Origin of the sequence: Martelella radicis (assembly GCF_014196625.1) — a bacterium.
In the GTDB taxonomy this organism is placed as follows: Bacteria; Pseudomonadota; Alphaproteobacteria; order Rhizobiales; family Rhizobiaceae; genus Martelella; species Martelella radicis.
This window is the reverse complement of record NZ_JACIDZ010000021.1, coordinates 37,163-54,583: the sequence shown is the minus strand read 5'-3', so window position 1 is coordinate 54,583 and position 17,421 is coordinate 37,163. Positions and strand designations below refer to the sequence as shown.

Annotated in this window: 15 protein-coding genes; 8 read left to right on the top strand and 7 right to left on the bottom strand. The window is 61.6% G+C overall.

Going from position 1 to position 17,421, the window contains the following annotated elements:
- Window positions 1-189: 189 nt before the first annotated feature.
- Genes GGR30_RS21475 through GGR30_RS21465 form a run of 3 tightly spaced genes read right to left on the bottom strand, consistent with a single transcriptional unit; the run spans window position 190 to window position 3,012 of the window.
- Window positions 190-1,494 carry a TRAP transporter large permease gene (locus tag GGR30_RS21475; protein ID WP_138748128.1) on the bottom strand — a complete coding sequence of 435 codons (1,305 nt, stop codon included), beginning with the start codon at window positions 1,492-1,494 and terminating at the stop codon, window positions 190-192.
- A 15-nt stretch (window positions 1,495-1,509) separates the two neighbouring features.
- A complete protein-coding gene (locus GGR30_RS21470) occupies window positions 1,510-2,016 on the bottom strand; it encodes a TRAP transporter small permease (protein WP_183491007.1) in 507 nt (168 codons plus the stop codon).
- A 6-nt stretch (window positions 2,017-2,022) separates the two neighbouring features.
- A complete protein-coding gene (locus tag GGR30_RS21465) occupies window positions 2,023-3,012 on the bottom strand; it encodes a sialic acid TRAP transporter substrate-binding protein SiaP (protein WP_246414091.1) in 990 nt (329 codons plus the stop codon).
- A gap of 156 nt (window positions 3,013-3,168) precedes the next feature.
- Here GGR30_RS21465 and GGR30_RS21460 point away from each other — a divergent pair, with 156 nt between their 5' ends.
- The 8 genes from GGR30_RS21460 (at window position 3,169) to kdgR (ending at window position 13,306) form a co-directional block, all read left to right on the top strand.
- Entirely contained in the window at window positions 3,169-4,065 is an 897-nt protein-coding gene (locus GGR30_RS21460) for a dihydrodipicolinate synthase family protein (protein WP_183491003.1), read from the top strand.
- 62 nt (window positions 4,066-4,127) lie between these two features.
- Window positions 4,128-4,799, top strand: coding sequence for a GntR family transcriptional regulator (locus GGR30_RS21455; RefSeq protein ID WP_343066531.1), 672 nt, complete (start codon window positions 4,128-4,130; stop codon window positions 4,797-4,799).
- Window positions 4,800-4,829: 30 nt separating this feature from the next.
- Window positions 4,830-7,484 (top strand): alpha-L-rhamnosidase, encoded by a 2,655-nt coding sequence (locus GGR30_RS21450; RefSeq protein ID WP_183490999.1) that lies wholly within the window; start codon window positions 4,830-4,832, stop codon window positions 7,482-7,484.
- Window positions 7,485-8,007: 523 nt separating this feature from the next.
- A complete protein-coding gene (locus tag GGR30_RS21445) occupies window positions 8,008-9,288 on the top strand; it encodes an ABC transporter substrate-binding protein (RefSeq protein WP_183490997.1) in 1,281 nt (426 codons plus the stop codon).
- Window positions 9,289-9,353: 65 nt separating this feature from the next.
- Window positions 9,354-10,247 carry a carbohydrate ABC transporter permease gene (locus GGR30_RS21440; RefSeq protein WP_183490995.1) on the top strand — a complete coding sequence of 298 codons (894 nt, stop codon included), beginning with the start codon at window positions 9,354-9,356 and terminating at the stop codon, window positions 10,245-10,247.
- A 142-nt stretch (window positions 10,248-10,389) separates the two neighbouring features.
- Window positions 10,390-11,160, top strand: coding sequence for a carbohydrate ABC transporter permease (locus GGR30_RS21435; RefSeq protein ID WP_246414095.1), 771 nt, complete (start codon window positions 10,390-10,392; stop codon window positions 11,158-11,160).
- Between the two features lie 16 nt (window positions 11,161-11,176).
- On the top strand, window positions 11,177-12,268 hold the full coding sequence (locus GGR30_RS21430) for an ABC transporter ATP-binding protein (RefSeq protein ID WP_183490992.1): 1,092 nt from the start codon (window positions 11,177-11,179) through the stop codon (window positions 12,266-12,268).
- Between the two features lie 243 nt (window positions 12,269-12,511).
- On the top strand, window positions 12,512-13,306 hold the full coding sequence (kdgR, locus tag GGR30_RS21425; protein WP_183490989.1) for a DNA-binding transcriptional regulator KdgR: 795 nt from the start codon (window positions 12,512-12,514) through the stop codon (window positions 13,304-13,306).
- 46 nt (window positions 13,307-13,352) lie between these two features.
- Here kdgR and bglB read toward each other — a convergent pair whose 3' ends face one another.
- The 4 genes from bglB to GGR30_RS21405 all read right to left on the bottom strand — a co-directional run bounded on the left by bglB (window position 13,353) and on the right by GGR30_RS21405 (window position 17,409).
- Window positions 13,353-14,471 (bottom strand): beta-galactosidase BglB, encoded by a 1,119-nt coding sequence (gene bglB, locus GGR30_RS21420; RefSeq protein ID WP_183490987.1) that lies wholly within the window; start codon window positions 14,469-14,471, stop codon window positions 13,353-13,355.
- Window positions 14,472-14,617: 146 nt separating this feature from the next.
- Complete coding sequence (locus GGR30_RS21415) at window positions 14,618-14,989, bottom strand: hypothetical protein (RefSeq protein ID WP_183490985.1); 372 nt, start codon at window positions 14,987-14,989, stop codon at window positions 14,618-14,620.
- Window positions 14,986-15,846 (bottom strand): DODA-type extradiol aromatic ring-opening family dioxygenase, encoded by an 861-nt coding sequence (locus GGR30_RS21410; protein ID WP_183490983.1) that lies wholly within the window; start codon window positions 15,844-15,846, stop codon window positions 14,986-14,988. The genes GGR30_RS21415 and GGR30_RS21410 overlap by 4 nt, the downstream gene beginning before the upstream one ends.
- A gap of 90 nt (window positions 15,847-15,936) precedes the next feature.
- Window positions 15,937-17,409 carry an amidohydrolase family protein gene (locus GGR30_RS21405; RefSeq protein WP_183490981.1) on the bottom strand — a complete coding sequence of 491 codons (1,473 nt, stop codon included), beginning with the start codon at window positions 17,407-17,409 and terminating at the stop codon, window positions 15,937-15,939.
- Window positions 17,410-17,421 lie beyond the last annotated feature (12 nt).

Below are 17,421 nucleotides of genomic sequence, written 5' to 3'. Positions count from 1 at the left end.
TAAATTGCGCAGACCATCGCGCCTAAAACGCTGTGGCACAAGGCATTTTTGTGGCCCTGGACCCCGGCTCAGGGCCGGGGTGACGGAGAATGGGGAGCAGGCTTCACAGCTGCAACGGGCTTTGTCTGTAGTCGGAGGCCGGCCCCACCATCGAGCCGGCCTTTTGCCTTTTCTGTCGATCTTTCGCGCTCAGAGCATGCCCGCCGCGCGCGGCAGCCACAGGCTGAGGCTCGGGATGAAGGTCAGCGCCAGGAGCATGGTGATCAGGATCGCCATGAAGAACCATGTCTCCCGGATCATCTCCGACAAGGGTATCCCGTTCAGCGCCTTGATGATGAACAGCAATATGCCGTAGGGCGGAGTGATCAGCCCGATCATCATGTTGAACACCAGCACGATGCCCAGATGATTGAGGTCGATGCCGAGCGCTGCCGCCGTGGGGATGAACAGCGGGGTCACCACCAGCATGATCGTCGAGACGTCGAGGATGCAGCCCAGCAGGAGATAGAGGATGTTGAGCAGGATCAGGAACTGCCAGGTCTCCAGCTGAAAGCTTTCGAACAGATGGAAGACGGCCTGGGGTACGCGCTCGACGGTGATCACATAATTGAAGATGAAGGCGCCGCAGAGCACCATGGTGACCACGGCGGTGGTCTTCATGCTGGAAACGACGACGTTCCAGAAGGAGCGCAGGCCGAGCACCCGGTAGGCAAAGACGGCGAGCAGCAGGGCGTAGAGCGCCGAAACGGCGGCTGCCTCGGTCGGGGTAAAGATGCCCGAATAGATGCCGCCCAGCAGGATGATCGGCATCAGGAGGGCCGGAAACGCGCGGATGATGATCAACGGCAGGGCGCGGAACGGCACGGCCTCCTCGATCGGGAAGCCGCGGACTTTGGCCATGATGCCGACGGCGACCGCCATGACGGTGCACATCAGGATTGCCGGCACGACGCCGCCGAGGAACAGCACGCCGACGGAGGTCGACGAGATCAGCGCGTAGAAGACCATGGGGATCGACGGCGGGAAGATCGGGCCGACAACGGCGGAGGCCGCAGTCAGCGCGCCGGCGAAGCCGCGCGGATAGCGGCCTTCCTTCATCATCATCTCGGTGATGATTTTGCCGACGCCCGCGGCATCCGAGATCGCCGAGCCGCTCATGCCGGAAAAGATCAGGCTGGTGAAGATGTTGACCTGCGCCAGACCGCCGGGAAGCCGGCCGACCACGGCGAGGGCGAAGTCCAGGAGCCTGTCGGAGATCTTGCCCTCGTTCATCACATTGGCCGCGAAGATGAAGAGGGGCACGGCGAGCGCGACGAAATTGCCGAACACGCCGTTCAGCACGTTCTCCGCGGCAAGGCCGACATCGCGGCCGGCGAGGAACAGATAGAAAATGCTGGCAACGATCATCGAGATGCCGAAGGGCAGCCCGGTGATGGTGATCGTCACCATGATGACCAGCATGACGATCAGCGCATGCTCGGAAAGAAATGCCATGTCAAAAGTCCCCCGTCAGATCTCTTCGGTCCATTTGGCTCCGAAAAGACGCGCGAGCCGCCAGATTGCCTGGACGGTAAAGCCGAACAGAAAGAGCAGGTAGCAGCCGTAAACATAGTTCATCGGGATGCGCAGAACCGAGCTCTTCTTGCGTGTCAGAAAGTCGAGATAGTCCCAGGTATAGGGTATCAGGAGGGCAAATGCGGCAATCAGCATCACCATCGAGAACATGGTGAAAATCCGCCGCGTGCGCTCGGGAACGATGTCATAGACAACATCGAAGGAGACGTGCTCGCGCATCGGAACGCAAAAGGCGGCCGCCCAGAAGACCGCCCAGACGAAGGCGATCATCGTGAATTCCTCGGTCCACAGCAATGGCCGGTTCATCACGTAACGGTAGAAGATCTGGATGATGAATCCGACAAAGGCCGACAGGAAGAACAGGGCGCCGATCGTGTCCGCGACGCCTTTTAGAAAAATGCCCCACTTTCGCAGGGCATTGGCATTGTCTCGGGCCGGCATGGCGGATCACTCAGCCATCTGGTTGATCTTTTCGACCCAGCCCTCAGGCCAGTCGGCAGCGCGCGGCGACTGCATGTAGGCCTCCTGGACATGGGCGCGGAACGCGTCGACATCCGGCGTGGTCACGGTCAGACCTTCCTCTTCGAAGAAGGCAACGAGGTCCTGCTCGACCTTCACGCGCTCGGCGTTGTTCCAGTCGCAGGCAGCCTTGGCGGCCTTGGTCACGGCCTCCTTCTGCGCGTCATCCAGTTCTTCCCAGAAGATGTTGGAGACGGAGAAGTTGATGGCGTCGACAAGATGCGAGGTCAGCGTGATCTGGTCGGTGACTTCATAGAACTTCGCGGCCTCGACGGTGGGCAGCGGATTGTCCTGGGCGTCGATCGTGCCGGTCTGAAGACCCAGATAGACTTCGCCGAAGGGCAGAGGCGTCGGGTTGGCGCCAAGTGCCTGACCGAGGAACAGCCATGCATCCGAGCTCGGCATGCGCAGCTTCACGCCGGCAAGATCGTCCGGGGTCTGGATGTCCATCTGGTTGCGCAGGTTGAGCTGGCGCGTACCGAGATAGCAGGCGTCGAGGAGCTGGATGTCCATCTCGTCGGAAACCGTCTGCTTGAATTCCGTGCCGATGTCGCTTGCCAGGAAGGCGCGGTAGTGTTCCGGGTTCTGGAACAGATAGCCGGCGGTCAGAAGGCCGTACTGGGGCAGGGCGTCGGCAATCAGCTGGTAGGAGACGTAGGTCATCTCGGCATTGCCGCGCTGAAGCGCGTCAAGGTCGGCGCCCTGGCCGAACAGAGAGCCCGAATCATAGATCTGCACGTCGAACGCGCCGGGCATTTCCTTTTCGATTTCTTCAGCGAAAACGTGCAGCGCCTTGGTGTGCAGGTCGGTCGGCACGCTCGGCACGGTCATTTTGAATTCGATCGGATCCTGGGCCAGAGCGGGCGTCGCAATGAACACGGAGCACAGGAGAGCCTTGGCGATAAGTGACTTCTTCAAAATCATTCCTCCCTAAACGTCAGGTCTGCCGGGCCCCTCATGTACCAAAATGTCCCGGCTGGCAAAATGGACTTTACGGGTTTCGATCACTGATGTAAATACTGATTGTATCAGTTATACGATAAAACATATGATCAATGCCGGGAAAGGAACATCATGCTGGCGGACAGTGATCTGAGGGGCGTCGTGGGAGCGTGCATAACGCCGGTGACGCCTGATTTCGAAATCGACGTTCAGCGCCTCAAGTCGCATATGGAATTCGTGCTTGCCGGAGGCTGTTCCTTCGTTTCAGAATTCGGCACGACGGGCGAGGGGGCTTCGTTTTCGACCCGCCAGAAGGCCGCCGCCCTGCGCGCGCTCGCCGGCGCCGGCATGGATATGAAACGCCATATCCCCGGCGTCGTCGCCTCCGCCGTCGATGAGGCGGGCGACATGCTTGCCGCGATTGCAGAGGTCGGTGCGCGCGCGGCGCTTGTCATTCCGCCCTATTACTACACGCCGTCCTCGAACGAGGCGGTTGCCGACTTCTATGAGGCGATGATCAAGCGGGCTGGGTCGCCGGACATCGAGATCGTGCTCTATAATTTTCCGCATTTTTCCGGCGTCAAATTCGACGTGCCGCTGGTGGAGGTGATGCTGGAGCGGTTCGGCAAGCGAATCATCGGCATCAAGGACTCCACCGGCAATCTCGCTGACGGGCTGAAGCTGATCGAGGCCTTCCCGCAATTGTCGATCTTTACCGGCGATGACCGAATCCTGCCGGATATGGTTGCCGCCGGCGGCGCTGGTATGATCGGTGGTATGACAAATCCTTATCCCGCTGATACAGTCCGGCTTTATATCGGGCCGCTCACCGATCAGTTGCGCGCACGGGCCAAAGCGCGCATCGAAGCTGTCGATGCTTATGGCGGAACGCCTGTCTTGAAGGGACTGGTCGCCGAAATGTGCAATGATGACGCCTTCAGGCTGACGCTGCCGCCGCTTTCTCCGGCCAGTGCGGACATCATGGAGAAGGTCCATGCGGCAGCAGGTGAAGAACAGGTCGCAGGCTGATATGCCAAGTGGTAAGGACGGCGTAGATGCGTCGTCCTGATCTGGAAGAGGGAGGAAAAGCCGTGGTAAAACAAGCTGCAGCCGAGACTGGCGGCGCGGGCGTGAAAGACGCGGCCTATGACCTCTTTCAGGATGCTCTGATGAGCGGGCGCCTGCGGCCCGGCCAGATGGTCTCCCAGCGCGCGCTGGTGGACATGCTGAACCTCTCCATCGGCGCGCTGCGCGAGCTTTTGCCACGGCTTCAGGCCGAAGGGCTCGTCAGCGTGCTGCCGCAGCGCGGCATCCTGATACCGGCCATCGATCTGTCGATGATCCGCAACACGTTTCAGATGCGTGCAGCGCTTGAGCGCGAAGCGGTGATCCATGCCGTGAAGGAAATGTCTGACGCCGTACTCGAGAGCCAGCGCAAGCTGCATACGGATATCGTCGAGGCGGTGAAAAAAGCGCCGACGCCGGAGCTTCTGGCACGGGGGCAGGAGATTGATACCGGGTTTCACAACCTCCTGATTTCCGCCACTGACAACGAACTGTTGCGCAATGCCTACAATATCAACGCCATCCGCATGCGGTTGATCAAGCTCGACCGGATCCGGCTCAACGAAACCGTTCTGCCGGAAGCCTTCGGCGATCATCTGGCGGTGATCGATGCCATTCAGAAACGCGACAGGATCGCGGCCATCGACGCGATGGACAAGCATGTGCGCAATGCCCGAAATCGTGCCCTGCAGCTCTGAATTCATTTATAAAATCCGGGGAGCAGAGAGATGCTGAAACCCTTGAACCTGCGCGTTGCGGCCCTTGACGAGGCGAGCGGGCTGAACGGCGAATTGCCGCGATTTTCCTGGGTCGTGAGCGGGGATGCGAAGGCGCAGAGCGCTTTCCGGGTTGTCGCCGGGACCGATCGGGAAAGTATTGCAGAGGGCAGAGGCGACCTGTTCGACAGCGGCCGACGGGAAGGCGACTGGCCGGGTGTGACCTGGGACGGTGCGCCGCCCGCTTCCGACCGCGCCATCTGGTGGTCGGTTGCGCTTTGGGATGAAGACGGCAGGGACTCAGGCTTTGCGCCACCGGTCCGTTTTTTCACGGGGCTTCGGGCGGAGGACTGGGAGGCTGAGTGGATCGCGCGCTATTTCGTGCTGCCGGCCGGCCGCGACGTGCCGCAAGGCAACCGCTATGACAACCGCTTTCAGGCGCGGCCCGCCGACTATCTGCGCCGCTCGGTTGAGCTTGGCGAAAAGCCGGTACGCGCCTTTGCCTATGTCACCGCGCTCGGGCTCTACGAATTCTTCATCAATGGTGCCCGCGTCGGCGATCATGTGATGGCGCCGGGCTGGACGGATTATCACACCCGCGTCGAATACCAGACCTTCGATGTGACGGACATGTTCGCTGCCGGCGAAAATGTCGTCGGCGCGATCCTCGGCGAGGGCTGGTATTCCGGCCGCATCGGCCACAACCAGCGCCGCGCCGGCAATCACTATGGCGGCCGCCCGGCCTTCAAATGCCAGATCCACCTCGAATATGCCGACGGACGCGTGGAGACGGTCGTCAGCGATGGAAGCTGGCAGACGACGCAGGGGCCGATCCTCTACAGCGATTTCCTGGCCGGCGAGGCCTATGACGCGCGCCTCGAGATCGATGGCTGGGACAAGGCTGGTTTCGATACGGCCGCCTGGCAACCGGTCGAGGCCTTCATTCCTGAGCCCGGCGCGCCGGCGCTCGACGCCCAGCGCGTGCCGCCCGCTCGTGAGGTCGCACGGTTCGAAGGCCGTTTGCTGCATGAGAAAGACGGCATGCGGATTTTCGACTTCTCGCAGAACCTTGCCGGTTACGCCGAGCTCAGGGTCAGCGCTCCGGCGGGCACCGTCTTCCGCCTTCGCTTTGCCGAGCGTCTTCAGGAAGACGGCGGGCTCTATCTCGACAATATGCGCTACGCCGTGAATGAGGACATCTACATCGCCAGGGGCGAGGGCGAGGAAGTGTTCAAGCCGCGCTTCACCTTCCGGGGCTTTCAATATGCCGGGCTGACGGTGGAGGGGGCTGCGGAGAGCGAACCGCAGCTTACCGCGATCGCCATCCAGACGGATACGCCGGTCCGCGGAACGATCGAGACCGGCAATCCGCTGGTCAATCAGCTCTTGTCGAACATTGTCTGGGGCCAGCGCGGCAATTTCCTTTCCGTACCGACCGATTGTCCGCAGCGCGACGAGCGCTATGGCTGGTCGGCGGATGCCCAGGTCTTCTGGCGCACGGCCGGCTATAACATGGACGTTGAGGCCTTTCTCAACAAATGGATGGTGGATCTTGCCGACGGACAGTCGCCGGAAGGCGCCTTTCCCGACGTCGCGCCGACGAAGCCGCTCAACCCCTATCGCCTGACCCCGCAACCGGGCGCGCCCGGCTGGGGCGATGCGCCGATCATCGTGGCCTGGCATCATTTTCTGCGTTACGGCGACCGGGATCTCCTTGTCGGAAACTATGACCGGCTGGTGGCCTGGATGGATTATATCGAGGCCGCCAATCCGGATGGTCTGCGCGTCAACCGAAACAACAACAATTACGGCGACTGGCTGAATGTCGGCCCGAAGACCGACCCCTTCCTGGTGGCGAGCGCCTATTGGGTGCATCTCGCCGATCTGATGGAAAAGATTGCGGGCGCGACCGGGCGGGACCGGGGGCGGTGGCAGACGCTCGGCGAAAAGCTTCGAAAGGCCTTTGTCGATGCCTATTGGCGTGACGGCAGGCTGGTGTCGGATACGCAGACCGCCTATCTGCTGGCGCTCGACTTCGCCATCCTGCCGGAGGCCGAGCGCGGCGAGGCAGCCCATCGCCTGGAAGCGCTTTTCGAGGCGGCGGACTGGCATCTGCAAACCGGCTTTCTCGGCGTGCGCCATGTCTGCCCGGTGGTTGCCGATCATATTGGGCCGGCGCGCGCGGTCGATCTGCTGCTGAAGGAAACCTATCCCTCCTGGGGCTTTTCGATTGCCCACGGAGCGACGACGATCTGGGAGCGCTGGGACGGCTGGACGCCGGAAGGCGGTTTCCAGAGCCCGAACATGAACTCCTTCAACCATTACGCCTATGGCGCGGTCGGCGAATGGATCTGGTCGCGCCTTGCCGGCATCGACTGGAGCGAGGCGGGACCGGGCTACGCCCATGTCACCGCGCGTCCGGTCTTCGATCGCCGCATCGGCCATGTTGCGGCAGCCTACGAGGCGCGCACGGGCACGGTCGAAAGTCGCTGGCGGATCGACGGTGACGCCGGCGAATGGGAGCTGGTCCTTCCGCCCTCCGTCACGGCGGATGTCGAACTGCCGGAGGGGCTTGGCGCCGTGATCGTCGACGATGCCCCGCTTGCGGGCCGCCGGATCCGTCTTGCCGCCGGACCGCACAGCTTCCGCTTCGTCATGTCCGCCTGAAAACGTTTTCGTGCCCGAGGCCTGGCGAATGGCGGTTGCGGCGGGGGCGGTTCTCCGGCATCCTGAAATTGTGCACGTAACTCAGACCCGGCAAGTTTTGACTTGCAATCGGTCAAGGCCTGTGTTGTAAATTCTGAAAACGGAATGCCGTTTCAAAAAAAATGGTTCGCATGTTTATGGATTGCGGCCAAGTTGAAACGGAGTGTGCCGGTCAGTGCCTGCGGGGAGGAACGAAGCAGGCCGACCGGATGTCCAGACGGCGCGTGCCGTCCCGTTTGAAAGGGAGGATTTTCGGGAATACAGGATTGTGCGCTGAGGAGCGCTTGCGTTTTCCGGCTCTCGCGACGGCTTTATTGCCGTGCGTGGACTGGCTGTGATGACGCGGTTCTTTCCCGGATTTTCAGGGTTATGGCTTCTTCAGGTGTGCCTTCGCGCGCGCTCGATCCGCTGTGCCCGCATATATCTGCCATGGTTCGGCCTTTCGCCGGATCGCGATGGGAAAAGCCATGAAAAGGAGGAGTTTATGGCCGTTTCACGTAGAAAATTTCTGACCACCACGGGCGGACTGGCGCTTGCCGCCGGCCTGCCGATGCCGGCGTTTGCCCAGGACCGCAGCATCCGCCATTTCTGGTGGGGCAATCCCGAGCGCGACAAGCGGACCTTCGAGGTGATCGAGGTCTTTGAGAAGAACCATCCCGGCATCGACGTCTCGGGCGAGACGATCGGCTGGGGCGACTACTGGACCAAGATGGCGACCCAGACCGCCGGCCGCAACATGGCCGACCTGGTGCAGATGGATTACCGCTTCCTGTTCGAATATGTCCGCCGCGGCGCTCTGCAGGAGCTTGACCCGTTCATCGGCAATGGCCTCGACCTGTCGAATTTCGACAAGGGCCCGCTGCAGGGCGGCATGGTTGACGGCAAGCTCTATGCTCTCAACATCGGCTCCAACAGCCAGGTCTTCGTCTATAACGAGACGATCTTTGATGAGGCCGGCGTTGGCGATACAGACGTCATCAACTGGACCTGGGACCAGTTCGCCGACGTCTGCAAGACCATCACCGAAGCGACCGGTGGCAAGGTCAAGGGCTCCGACGACTGCTCGGTGGTTCTGGAAGTCTGCGAGGTCTGGATCCGTCAGAACGGCTCCAGCTTCTTCGGTCCCGAGGGCGACGTCACCGTGACGCCGGATATCATCGCCGACTACTGGCAGTTCTGGCGCGACCTCAGGGCCGCCGGCGCGCTGCGCTCGGCCGACAAGTCGCTCGATGCCAACCTGCCGATGTCGGATGTCGGCATTGTCGCCGGCGATACGGCGATCTCCAACTTCTGGTCGAACCAGATCGTCGGCGTTCAGGCGCTGATGCAGGATCCGGTCGGCGCCGCCATGGTGCCGCACAAGGAAGGCGGCGATCCCGGCCAGTTCATCAAGCCGTCGATGTTCATGAGCCTGACGCGCGACAGCGAGGATCCGGAAGCCGCGATCATGTACATGAACGACTGGATCAACAATCCGGAGGAAACCAAGATCCTCGGCCTGGAACGCGGCATCCCCGCCAATCCTGACGTGCGTGCGGCGCTGGCGCCCGATTTCACGCCCGCCGAGAAGGTTTCCGTGGATTACTTCAACGCCATTCAGGACAAGGTCGGCCCGCTTCCGCCGCCCGAGCCGAAGGGCGCCGGCGAAGTGCGCGATGCCTTCATTCGCGCGGCCACCAATGTGGTGCTCGGCGACATCGAGCCGAAACAGGCGGCCGAGGTGTTCGTCGATGACGCCCAGGCGATCATCGATCGCGCGCGCTGATTGAGCACCGGTCCCCGCTTTTCAAAAGGCGGGGACCGGCTCTTCCCGTCTGAAAGAGTGGTTCGATGAAGAATACGAAAGCGCGCAACGCTTCCGGATACATGTTCCTGACGCCCTGGCTGATCGGGTTCTTCCTGCTCGCCATCGGTCCGATCCTGGTGTCGCTCTATCTGTCATTCACACGCTATGACATGGTCGGCGACCCGCGCTGGACCGGGTTCGACAATTATATCTACATGTTCACCCGCGACCGCCGGTTCTGGAAGACGCTGGAAGTCACCTTCCATTATGTCGTCTTCGCCGTTCCGCTGCGGCTGATCATGGCGCTCGGCGTCGCCATGCTGCTCGACAAGGGCTTGAGGACGATCGGGCTTTACCGCGCGATCTTTTACCTCCCCTCGCTGCTCGGCGCCTCGATCGCGATCGCGATCCTATGGCGGCAGCTGTTCTCGATCGACGGCGTGGTCAACCAGGTGCTGGCCGTCTTCGGCATTCAGGGCGTCGGCTGGATCACCAATCCATCGACCTCGATCTATACGCTGATCGTGCTGGCGATCTGGCAGTTCGGCGCGCCGATGCTGATCTTCCTGGCCGGGCTGCGCGGCATTCCCAAGGATCTCTACGAGGCGGCGGATATCGACGGGACGTCACGCTTCCGCAAGTTCTACGCCATCACTTTGCCGATGCTGGCGCCGGTGGTGTTCTTCAATCTGGTGCTGCAGATCATTGAAGCCTTCAAGATCTTCTCGCCCGCCTTCATCATCTCGAACGGCACGGGCGGCCCGGCGGACAGCCTTTTGGTCTACACCGTCTACCTCTTCAACGAGGCCTTCAAGTTCTTCCGCATGGGCTATGCCTCGGCGCTTGCCTGGGTGCTGCTGGTGATCATCGGCCTGTTCACCGCGCTTGCCTTCGCGACCTCGAAATATTGGGTGCATTATGAAAATGAACGCGACTGAGGCCGCGCTGGCCGAGACGGAACTGGAGGCCGAGCGTGACGAGGCGGCCCGCGTCGCGCATGAATACCGGCTGGCGAAGAACAAGCGGGAGCGACGGGCGCGGCTGTTCAAGCACATCTTCCTGATCGTCTTCTCCTTCATCATGCTCTATCCGCTGCTCTGGCTTCTGGCGTCGTCGCTGAAGCCGGAAAACGAGATCTTCGGAAGTCTCGGCCTCTGGCCGTCGACCTTCAACTGGAGCAATTATACCGGCGGCTGGGAAGCGCTGCCGGTCTCCTTCTCGATCTTCTACCGCAACTCGACCATCGTCACGGTGCTGTCGGTGCTCGGCAACCTGTTCTCTTGCTCCTTTGCCGCCTATGCCTTCGCGCGGCTGGAATTCACCGGAAAACGGCTGTTCTTCGGGCTGATGATGATGACGCTGATGATCCCCTATCACGTCGTCCTGATCCCCCAATATGTGATGTTCCTGAAGCTTGGCTGGGTCGATACCTACCTGCCGCTGATCGTGCCGCGCTTTCTGGCGTCCGATGGCTTCTTCATCTTCCTGATGGTGCAGTTCTTCCGCCAGATCCCGCGCGAGCTTGACGAGGCGGCGCAGATCGACGGCTGTTCGGCCTTCAAGATCTACTGGGCGGTGATCCTGCCGCTGTCGCTTCCGGCGCTGGCGACATCGGCAATCTTCTCGATGATCTGGGTCTGGGAGGACTTCCTCGCGCCGCTGATCTATCTGAACGACATCAAGAACTACACCGTGCCGCTGGCGCTCAGGCTGTTCATCGACCAGGAGGGCAAATCCGCCTTCGGGCAGATGTTCGCCATGTCGGTGCTATCGCTGGTGCCGGTGGTGATCTTCTTCATCGCCTTCCAGAAACTCATCGTTCGCGGCATCGCGACATCGGGCATGAAGTAAGGAGGAGCTGAACAAAATGGCTGAACTCAAACTCAGAAAAGTCGGCAAGTCCTACGGCACGCTGTCGGTGATGCACGACCTCAACCTGGAAATCCACGACGGCGAATTCCTCGTCCTCGTCGGCCCCTCGGGCTGCGGGAAATCGACCCTTCTGCGCATGATCGCGGGTCTTGAGGAGATCACAGACGGGACGATCGCGATCAACGGCAAGGTGGTGAACGACCTTCCCGCCTCCAAGCGCGAGCTTTCCATGGTCTTCCAGTCCTATGCGCTCTATCCGCATATGAGTGTCAGGAAGAACCTCGCCTTCGGTCTGCAGAACCTGAAGATGGACCGCGCCGAGATCGACCGGCGGGTGGACGAGGCGGCGCGCATCCTGCAGATCGAGCCGCTTCTGGCCAGGAAGCCGCGCCAGCTTTCAGGCGGACAGAAACAGCGCGTCGCCATCGGCCGCTCGATCGTGCGCGAGCCGCAGCTCTTCCTCTTCGACGAGCCGCTGTCGAACCTCGATGCCGAGCTTCGCGTGCAGATGCGCGTGGAACTGGCAAGCCTCTACGAGCGGCTGAAGACGACGATGATCTATGTGACCCATGACCAGGTGGAGGCGATGACGCTTGCGACCCGGATCGTGGTGCTGCGCGCCGGCAAGATCGAACAGGTCGGAACGCCGGAAGAGCTCTACACGAAACCCGCGAACCTTTTCGTCGCTGGCTTCATCGGCTCGCCGAAGATCAACATGTTCGAGGCGACGGTTGCCGGCTCCGGATCCGAACGCAGGCTCGATCTCGATGATTTCGGAACCCATCCGCTGCCGCCGGGGCTTTCCGAAGCTCATAACCGCGTCACGGTCTGCGTGCGGCCTGAGGCGATCAAGCCTGAGAGCGGCGCGATCCAGACAGAGGGGCGGGTGCGCATTATCGAATATCTCGGCAGCGAAACCATCGTCCATATCGATCTTCCCTCCGGCAAGACGCTGATCTTCCAGACCCACCAGATGGAACGGCATCGCGTCGGGGAAACGGTTCGCGTCGGTTTCGATCCGGCCGATCAGCATCTCTTCGATGCCGACGGCCAGCGCATCAGCACAGAGGAGGCGCTCTTCGTCTGACAGCCGGCGTGCCGGGCGCGCACCGGCTGCGGAAGACGGTCACTCGCTCGCTGCCCGGCGCATGCGAGGCGGCGGAGCCGTGCCCTCCTCCGCAGGTTGAGATATTTTGTCGCTGCTCGGTATCCGGGGCTAGGCAGGGGGACAGGTAGGCACTAAAAGGCGCTGCACCCCCGAATTGACAAAAGGCATGGCCCGGCGCGGTGAGGGCGGTATTGGACGGAGGCGACAGGTGGAGGACTTGCAGTGAAAGACAACAGGCCGAAAACGGAAAATGTGGCCGCCGTCCTTAAGGTTTTTGCGGTTCTGGAGACGCTGGCGGAAAACCGCAGCGCCGCCCTGGCGGAGATCGCCCATTGCGCCATGACCTCGAAAAGCACGACGCACCGCCTGCTGCATACGATGGTGGAACTCGGCTATGTGGCGCAGGATGAAGAGAGCGAGCGCTACGAACTGACGCCGCGCCTCTTCAGCCTCGCCGCGCAGACGATGAAGAGCCAGGCCGATATCCTGCGGGTCGCCGACAAGGCCATGGGCCGGTTGTCCCGCGCCACGGGCGAATCGATCAATCTCGGCATTCTCGACGGGCGCGAGCAGCGCGTCGTCTATATTCACCAGTATGACTCGACCTACAGCCTGTCGATGAACTCCACGCTCGGCAAGCGCAATCCGCTGCATTCGACCTCGCTGGGCAAGGCGCTTCTCGCCTTCCGCGACGACGAGGAGATCGCGGAGCGCCTGGCGGCGATGCAGATGGAGGTAAGCGCCCCCAATACGGTGACCGACAAGGCGGTTCTGCGCGAACAGCTTCGCGAAGTCCGGGCCCGCGGCTATGCGGAGGAAATCGAGGAAAGCGAGGCGGGCGTCCGTTGCATCGCCGCTCCGGTGCTCAACCATGTCGGCAAGTCGATTGCGGCAATCAGCATCGCCTTTCCGCTGTTCCGCTTCGACGAGACCCGCAAGGACGAGTATGTCGCGCTGTTGAAATCGGCGACCTGTGACGTCTCGCAGGCGCTCGGCTACGTCGCCGAAAGCGCCTGACGCTCCTCATCCGGGCTGGCGTCCGGGAACGGTGTCCGGGCTTCCCCTAGAGATACTGCCAGAGATATTCGCTGAGGCAGAACATCGCCATCGCCTGGCCGTAGGGCATGGAGGTGAGCTTGATCTCGCGGTAATGGTCGAGATCCGCGCCGATCGCGGTGCCGAAGGAGACGTTCAGCAATTCGCCGTCGTCGCTGATATTGTCGACGAGGCCCTTGACCGCGCGCTCCGCCGTTTCGAGATATTCCGGGCCGATCAGACGCATGCGGGTCGCCTTCAGAAGACCATAGGCAAAGCCCGCGGCGGCCGAGGCCTCCTCGTAGCTGCCGGGGTCGTCGATCAGCGTGTGCCAGAGGCCGGAAGCGGCCTGCGTCTCCTTCAGCATGCGTGCCTGGCGACGCAAGGTCGCCGTCAGGTGCCGGGCGACCGGATCGCTTTCGGGCAGTTTCAGCATGTCGATGAATTCGGGAATGGCGATGGTCACCCAGCTGTTGCCGCGCGCCCAGAGCGCGTTGGCGAAGCTGTGGTTTCCGTCAAAGGTCCAGCCGTGATACCAGAGCCCGGTCTTGCGGTCGGCAAGGTACTGGGTGTGGATCAGGAACTGGTATTTCGCCTCCTCGATATAGTCGGGCCGGCCGAGCACCAGGCCAATCTTGGCGAGCGGCAGCACGGTCATCATCAGCGTGTCGTCCCACATCTGCTGGTGGTTGACCGAGTTGTAGACGATATGCTGGAGACCGCCGTCCTCGGTTCGCGGCATGTCGTGCATCACCCATTCGGCCCAGCTTTCCAGATAGGGGCGCCAGACCGGGTTTTTCGTCTCTTCATAAAGATGCGCGAGCGTCAGGAAGGGCGCGACCGTATTGACGTTGCGCGTCGGCGTGCCCTCGGCCAGGCGTTCGGAGAACCAGCGGGTGATGATGTCGAGCGCCAGCGCGCTGCCGGTCATCTCCCGGTATTTCAACAGGCCGTAAAGGCCGATGCCGTGTGTCCATTCCCAGCCGGCCCAGCCCTTGGTGTCGATCACCCGGCCGTCCTCCAGCCTCAGCAGGAATTCGCCGGTCTCGTCCCTGATGTTGACGAGATTGTCGGCGAGCTTTTCGATCAGCGCGCAGACCGCATCGCGCTCGATGAAGTGTTCCTTGCGCCGAAGAAGCGGATCCATTCAGACCTCCCGGATTACCAATACCTCGTTCCCTTGCCCCACAGACCACGTTTGACGCGTGACGGCAACGCCGCCGGACAAACAAAAAAGGCCGGACGCATCGCGGATGCGCCCGGCAAGTCATGCAGGAGGATGGAAGAGGCGTTTCAGGTCTGGACCGACGGATAGTCCTTGCCGCGCCAGTGTTGCAATTTTGCGGCCATTTCACGCTGGAACGACAGCGGGCCGCTCTTGCTCATATAGGGCTCGTCATAGATGCCGATGAAGATCGTCAGGTTGAGGAAGAAATGCGCGCCCATCTCGAACAGCGCCACATAATCATGGTTGATCAGCGCCTCGCGCTCCTCATGGGTCAGGGCGTGGACGGTGGAGACCTCGACGTCATTGCCCAGAAGCTTCGGGCCGATCGACTGTTCCCAGGTGGCAACGAAGGTGCGCGGTTCGTCGATATAGCGCTGCAAGAGTTCCGGGTCGCGGTCGACCGTGTAGAGGAACTTGTTGACGTAATATTTGCTCATGCCGCTTCCTCCTTCGGATACCAGGTGAAATAGGCCTCCATGGTGTGGAACAGGTCGAGATTGTCGACATAGTCCGCGCCTTCCGGCCCGGCGACGCCGAGCATCAGGATGAAGTTCAGGAAGCCCTGGGTGGCGTTGCCGCTCCCGATCATGCTCTCATGGGTGACGTTTTCGAGGATCGCGTCGATATCGCCGGTCTTCAGCCACTCGATCGCCTGGCGGTCGAATGCCGGATCGGGGCCGGTCTCCATGAACTGGCGCGGACCGCCGAGCTCGAGCGAGAGATGCCCGGTGCCGATTGCGGCAACGCGCTTGTCGGATGGAAAGTCGTCGATCGCCTTGCGGATCGCGCGGCCGAGTTCATAGAAGCGCTTCGGCGAGTGCAAAGGCGGCGCGAAGATGTTGGTGTAGATCGGCACGACCGGCAGGTCGTTCTGCGGCCTGACGGTGATGATCGGGCAGATGATGGAATGGTCGATCTTCAGCTCGTTGGAAAAGGCGAAATCGAAATTCTGGTTCATCAGGTGCTGGTGCATGAAGCGCGACATGTCCTCGTCGCCCTCCAGTACATATTTCGGAATGCCGAATTCGCGTTCCTCATTGTAGAAGGTCGCGTCATAGCGTTCCGCCTTGCCGATCAGGAACTGCGGGCAGTTGTCGAGGAAGATCTGGTGAAAATGATCGGAGCCGACCATCACCAGCACGTCCGGTTCCGCCTTTGCCAGCGTCTCCCGGTAGGCCTCGATCTTGCGCTTCCATGTCGGCGCCTCGGGCATTTGTTGTTCGGGCGGCGCCGTGGTCGCCTTCAGATAGAAGGGATGGTGGGTCGACGCCAGTGTTGCAACGAGTTTTGCCAATGCTCTCTCCTCTTGCGGATGTCCTCTTGCGCCCGCGTCCCCTCAACAAAGGGCCATCGCGGGCGCCATTCCCTCGTCTCCGTCCGGGCTTCAGTCGCCGAACAGCGAACGGGCGATGCCGGCCTTTTCGAAAATGTAGTCGCGGCTCTTTTCCAGTTCGCCGCGCAGATGGGCGATGTCGGCGCCGACAAGCTTGCCCTGCCATTTGCGCACCTTGCCCGCCACCAGCACGCTGTCGACATTCGAACGCTCCATCAGGGTGACGACCGTGCCGGGTACGTTGTTGAGCGGCGCGACATTGAGCGCCTCGGCGTCGAGCAGGATGATGTCGGCATCCTTGCCCGGCGTCAGCGAGCCGGTGCGGCGGTCGAGCTTCAGGCCCTCGGCGCCGCCGAGCGTTGCCGCGCGGATCGCCTGGCGCGCCGTCAGAAGCGCCGGGTATTCCTCGCCGGAAAGTGCCTTCTCGTTGGCGAACATGCGCTGCAGCGTCACCATGGCGCGCATCTGGGTGAAGAAGTCGGCCGTCATTGTGCACTCCACGTCAGTGGAAAGCGAGATGCTCATGCCGTAGTCGAGCGCCTTCTGGATCGGCGGTGTGCCATGGCGCATCTGCATCTCGATCGGCACGGACAGCGAGATATGGGCGCCGGCGTCGCGGGCATATTTCCAGCCGTCATCCGACATGCCGGTCATGTGGATGAAGATATTGTCCTCGCCGAACGCGCCGCCCGCGCCAAGCCCGTCGAAGGTCGGCTGCATGCCGAACGTGCCGACCACATGCAGCGCGATCGGGAGATCCAGGTCGCGCCCGGCCTTCCAGGATTGCTCGTGGAAGGGCAGGTAGATTTCGCCGCCCATGATCATGGTCATGAGCTGGTCGTTCGACGAGAAATACTGTTCGCGCAGCCGCGCCGCGTCGCCCGGATATTGCGCATCATCGCCCCAGCCTTCGAAATAGCCGAAGACGGAGCGGCGGCCCGAATCCTTCAGCGCCGAGACCACCGCATCCGAATGGGCGGGAGAGTGGTGGATCTGGCTGACATCCATCACCGTCGTCACCCCGGCATCGAGCTGCGACAGGGCGCCGAAGAGTTCGTTGATGTAGACGTCCTCGGGCCGGTAGACGAGAGAGAAGGACTGCAGCACGGTCTCGTAATAATTCTGGGCATTCGCCGGCAGGCCGTCATTGATGAGGATGGCGTTTGCGAGCTGGCCGCGCAGCGCTGTCTCGAACTGATGGTGATGCGTGTCGATGAAACCGGGCATGACGATCTTGCCGGAAGCATCGATGACGATGGCGTCGTCCGCCGCAATGGTCTCGGCAATCTCGATGATGCGCGATCCCTCGATCAGGATATCGCCCTTTTCGAAGTCGCCGACGCTGTCATCCATGGAGAGGATGATGCCGTTCTTGATCAGCGTGCGCTGGCCTTCACGGCCGCATGCTTCCGGAACACCTTCGGCAACCGGCGTGGCGTACGCCGATGCGCCCATGCCGCCGCCCGTGGGCCCGAAGTTCGGGTAGGGCAGATGGCGTCTGGAAATGTCACAAAGCCTGCACATGGTTTCTCCTCC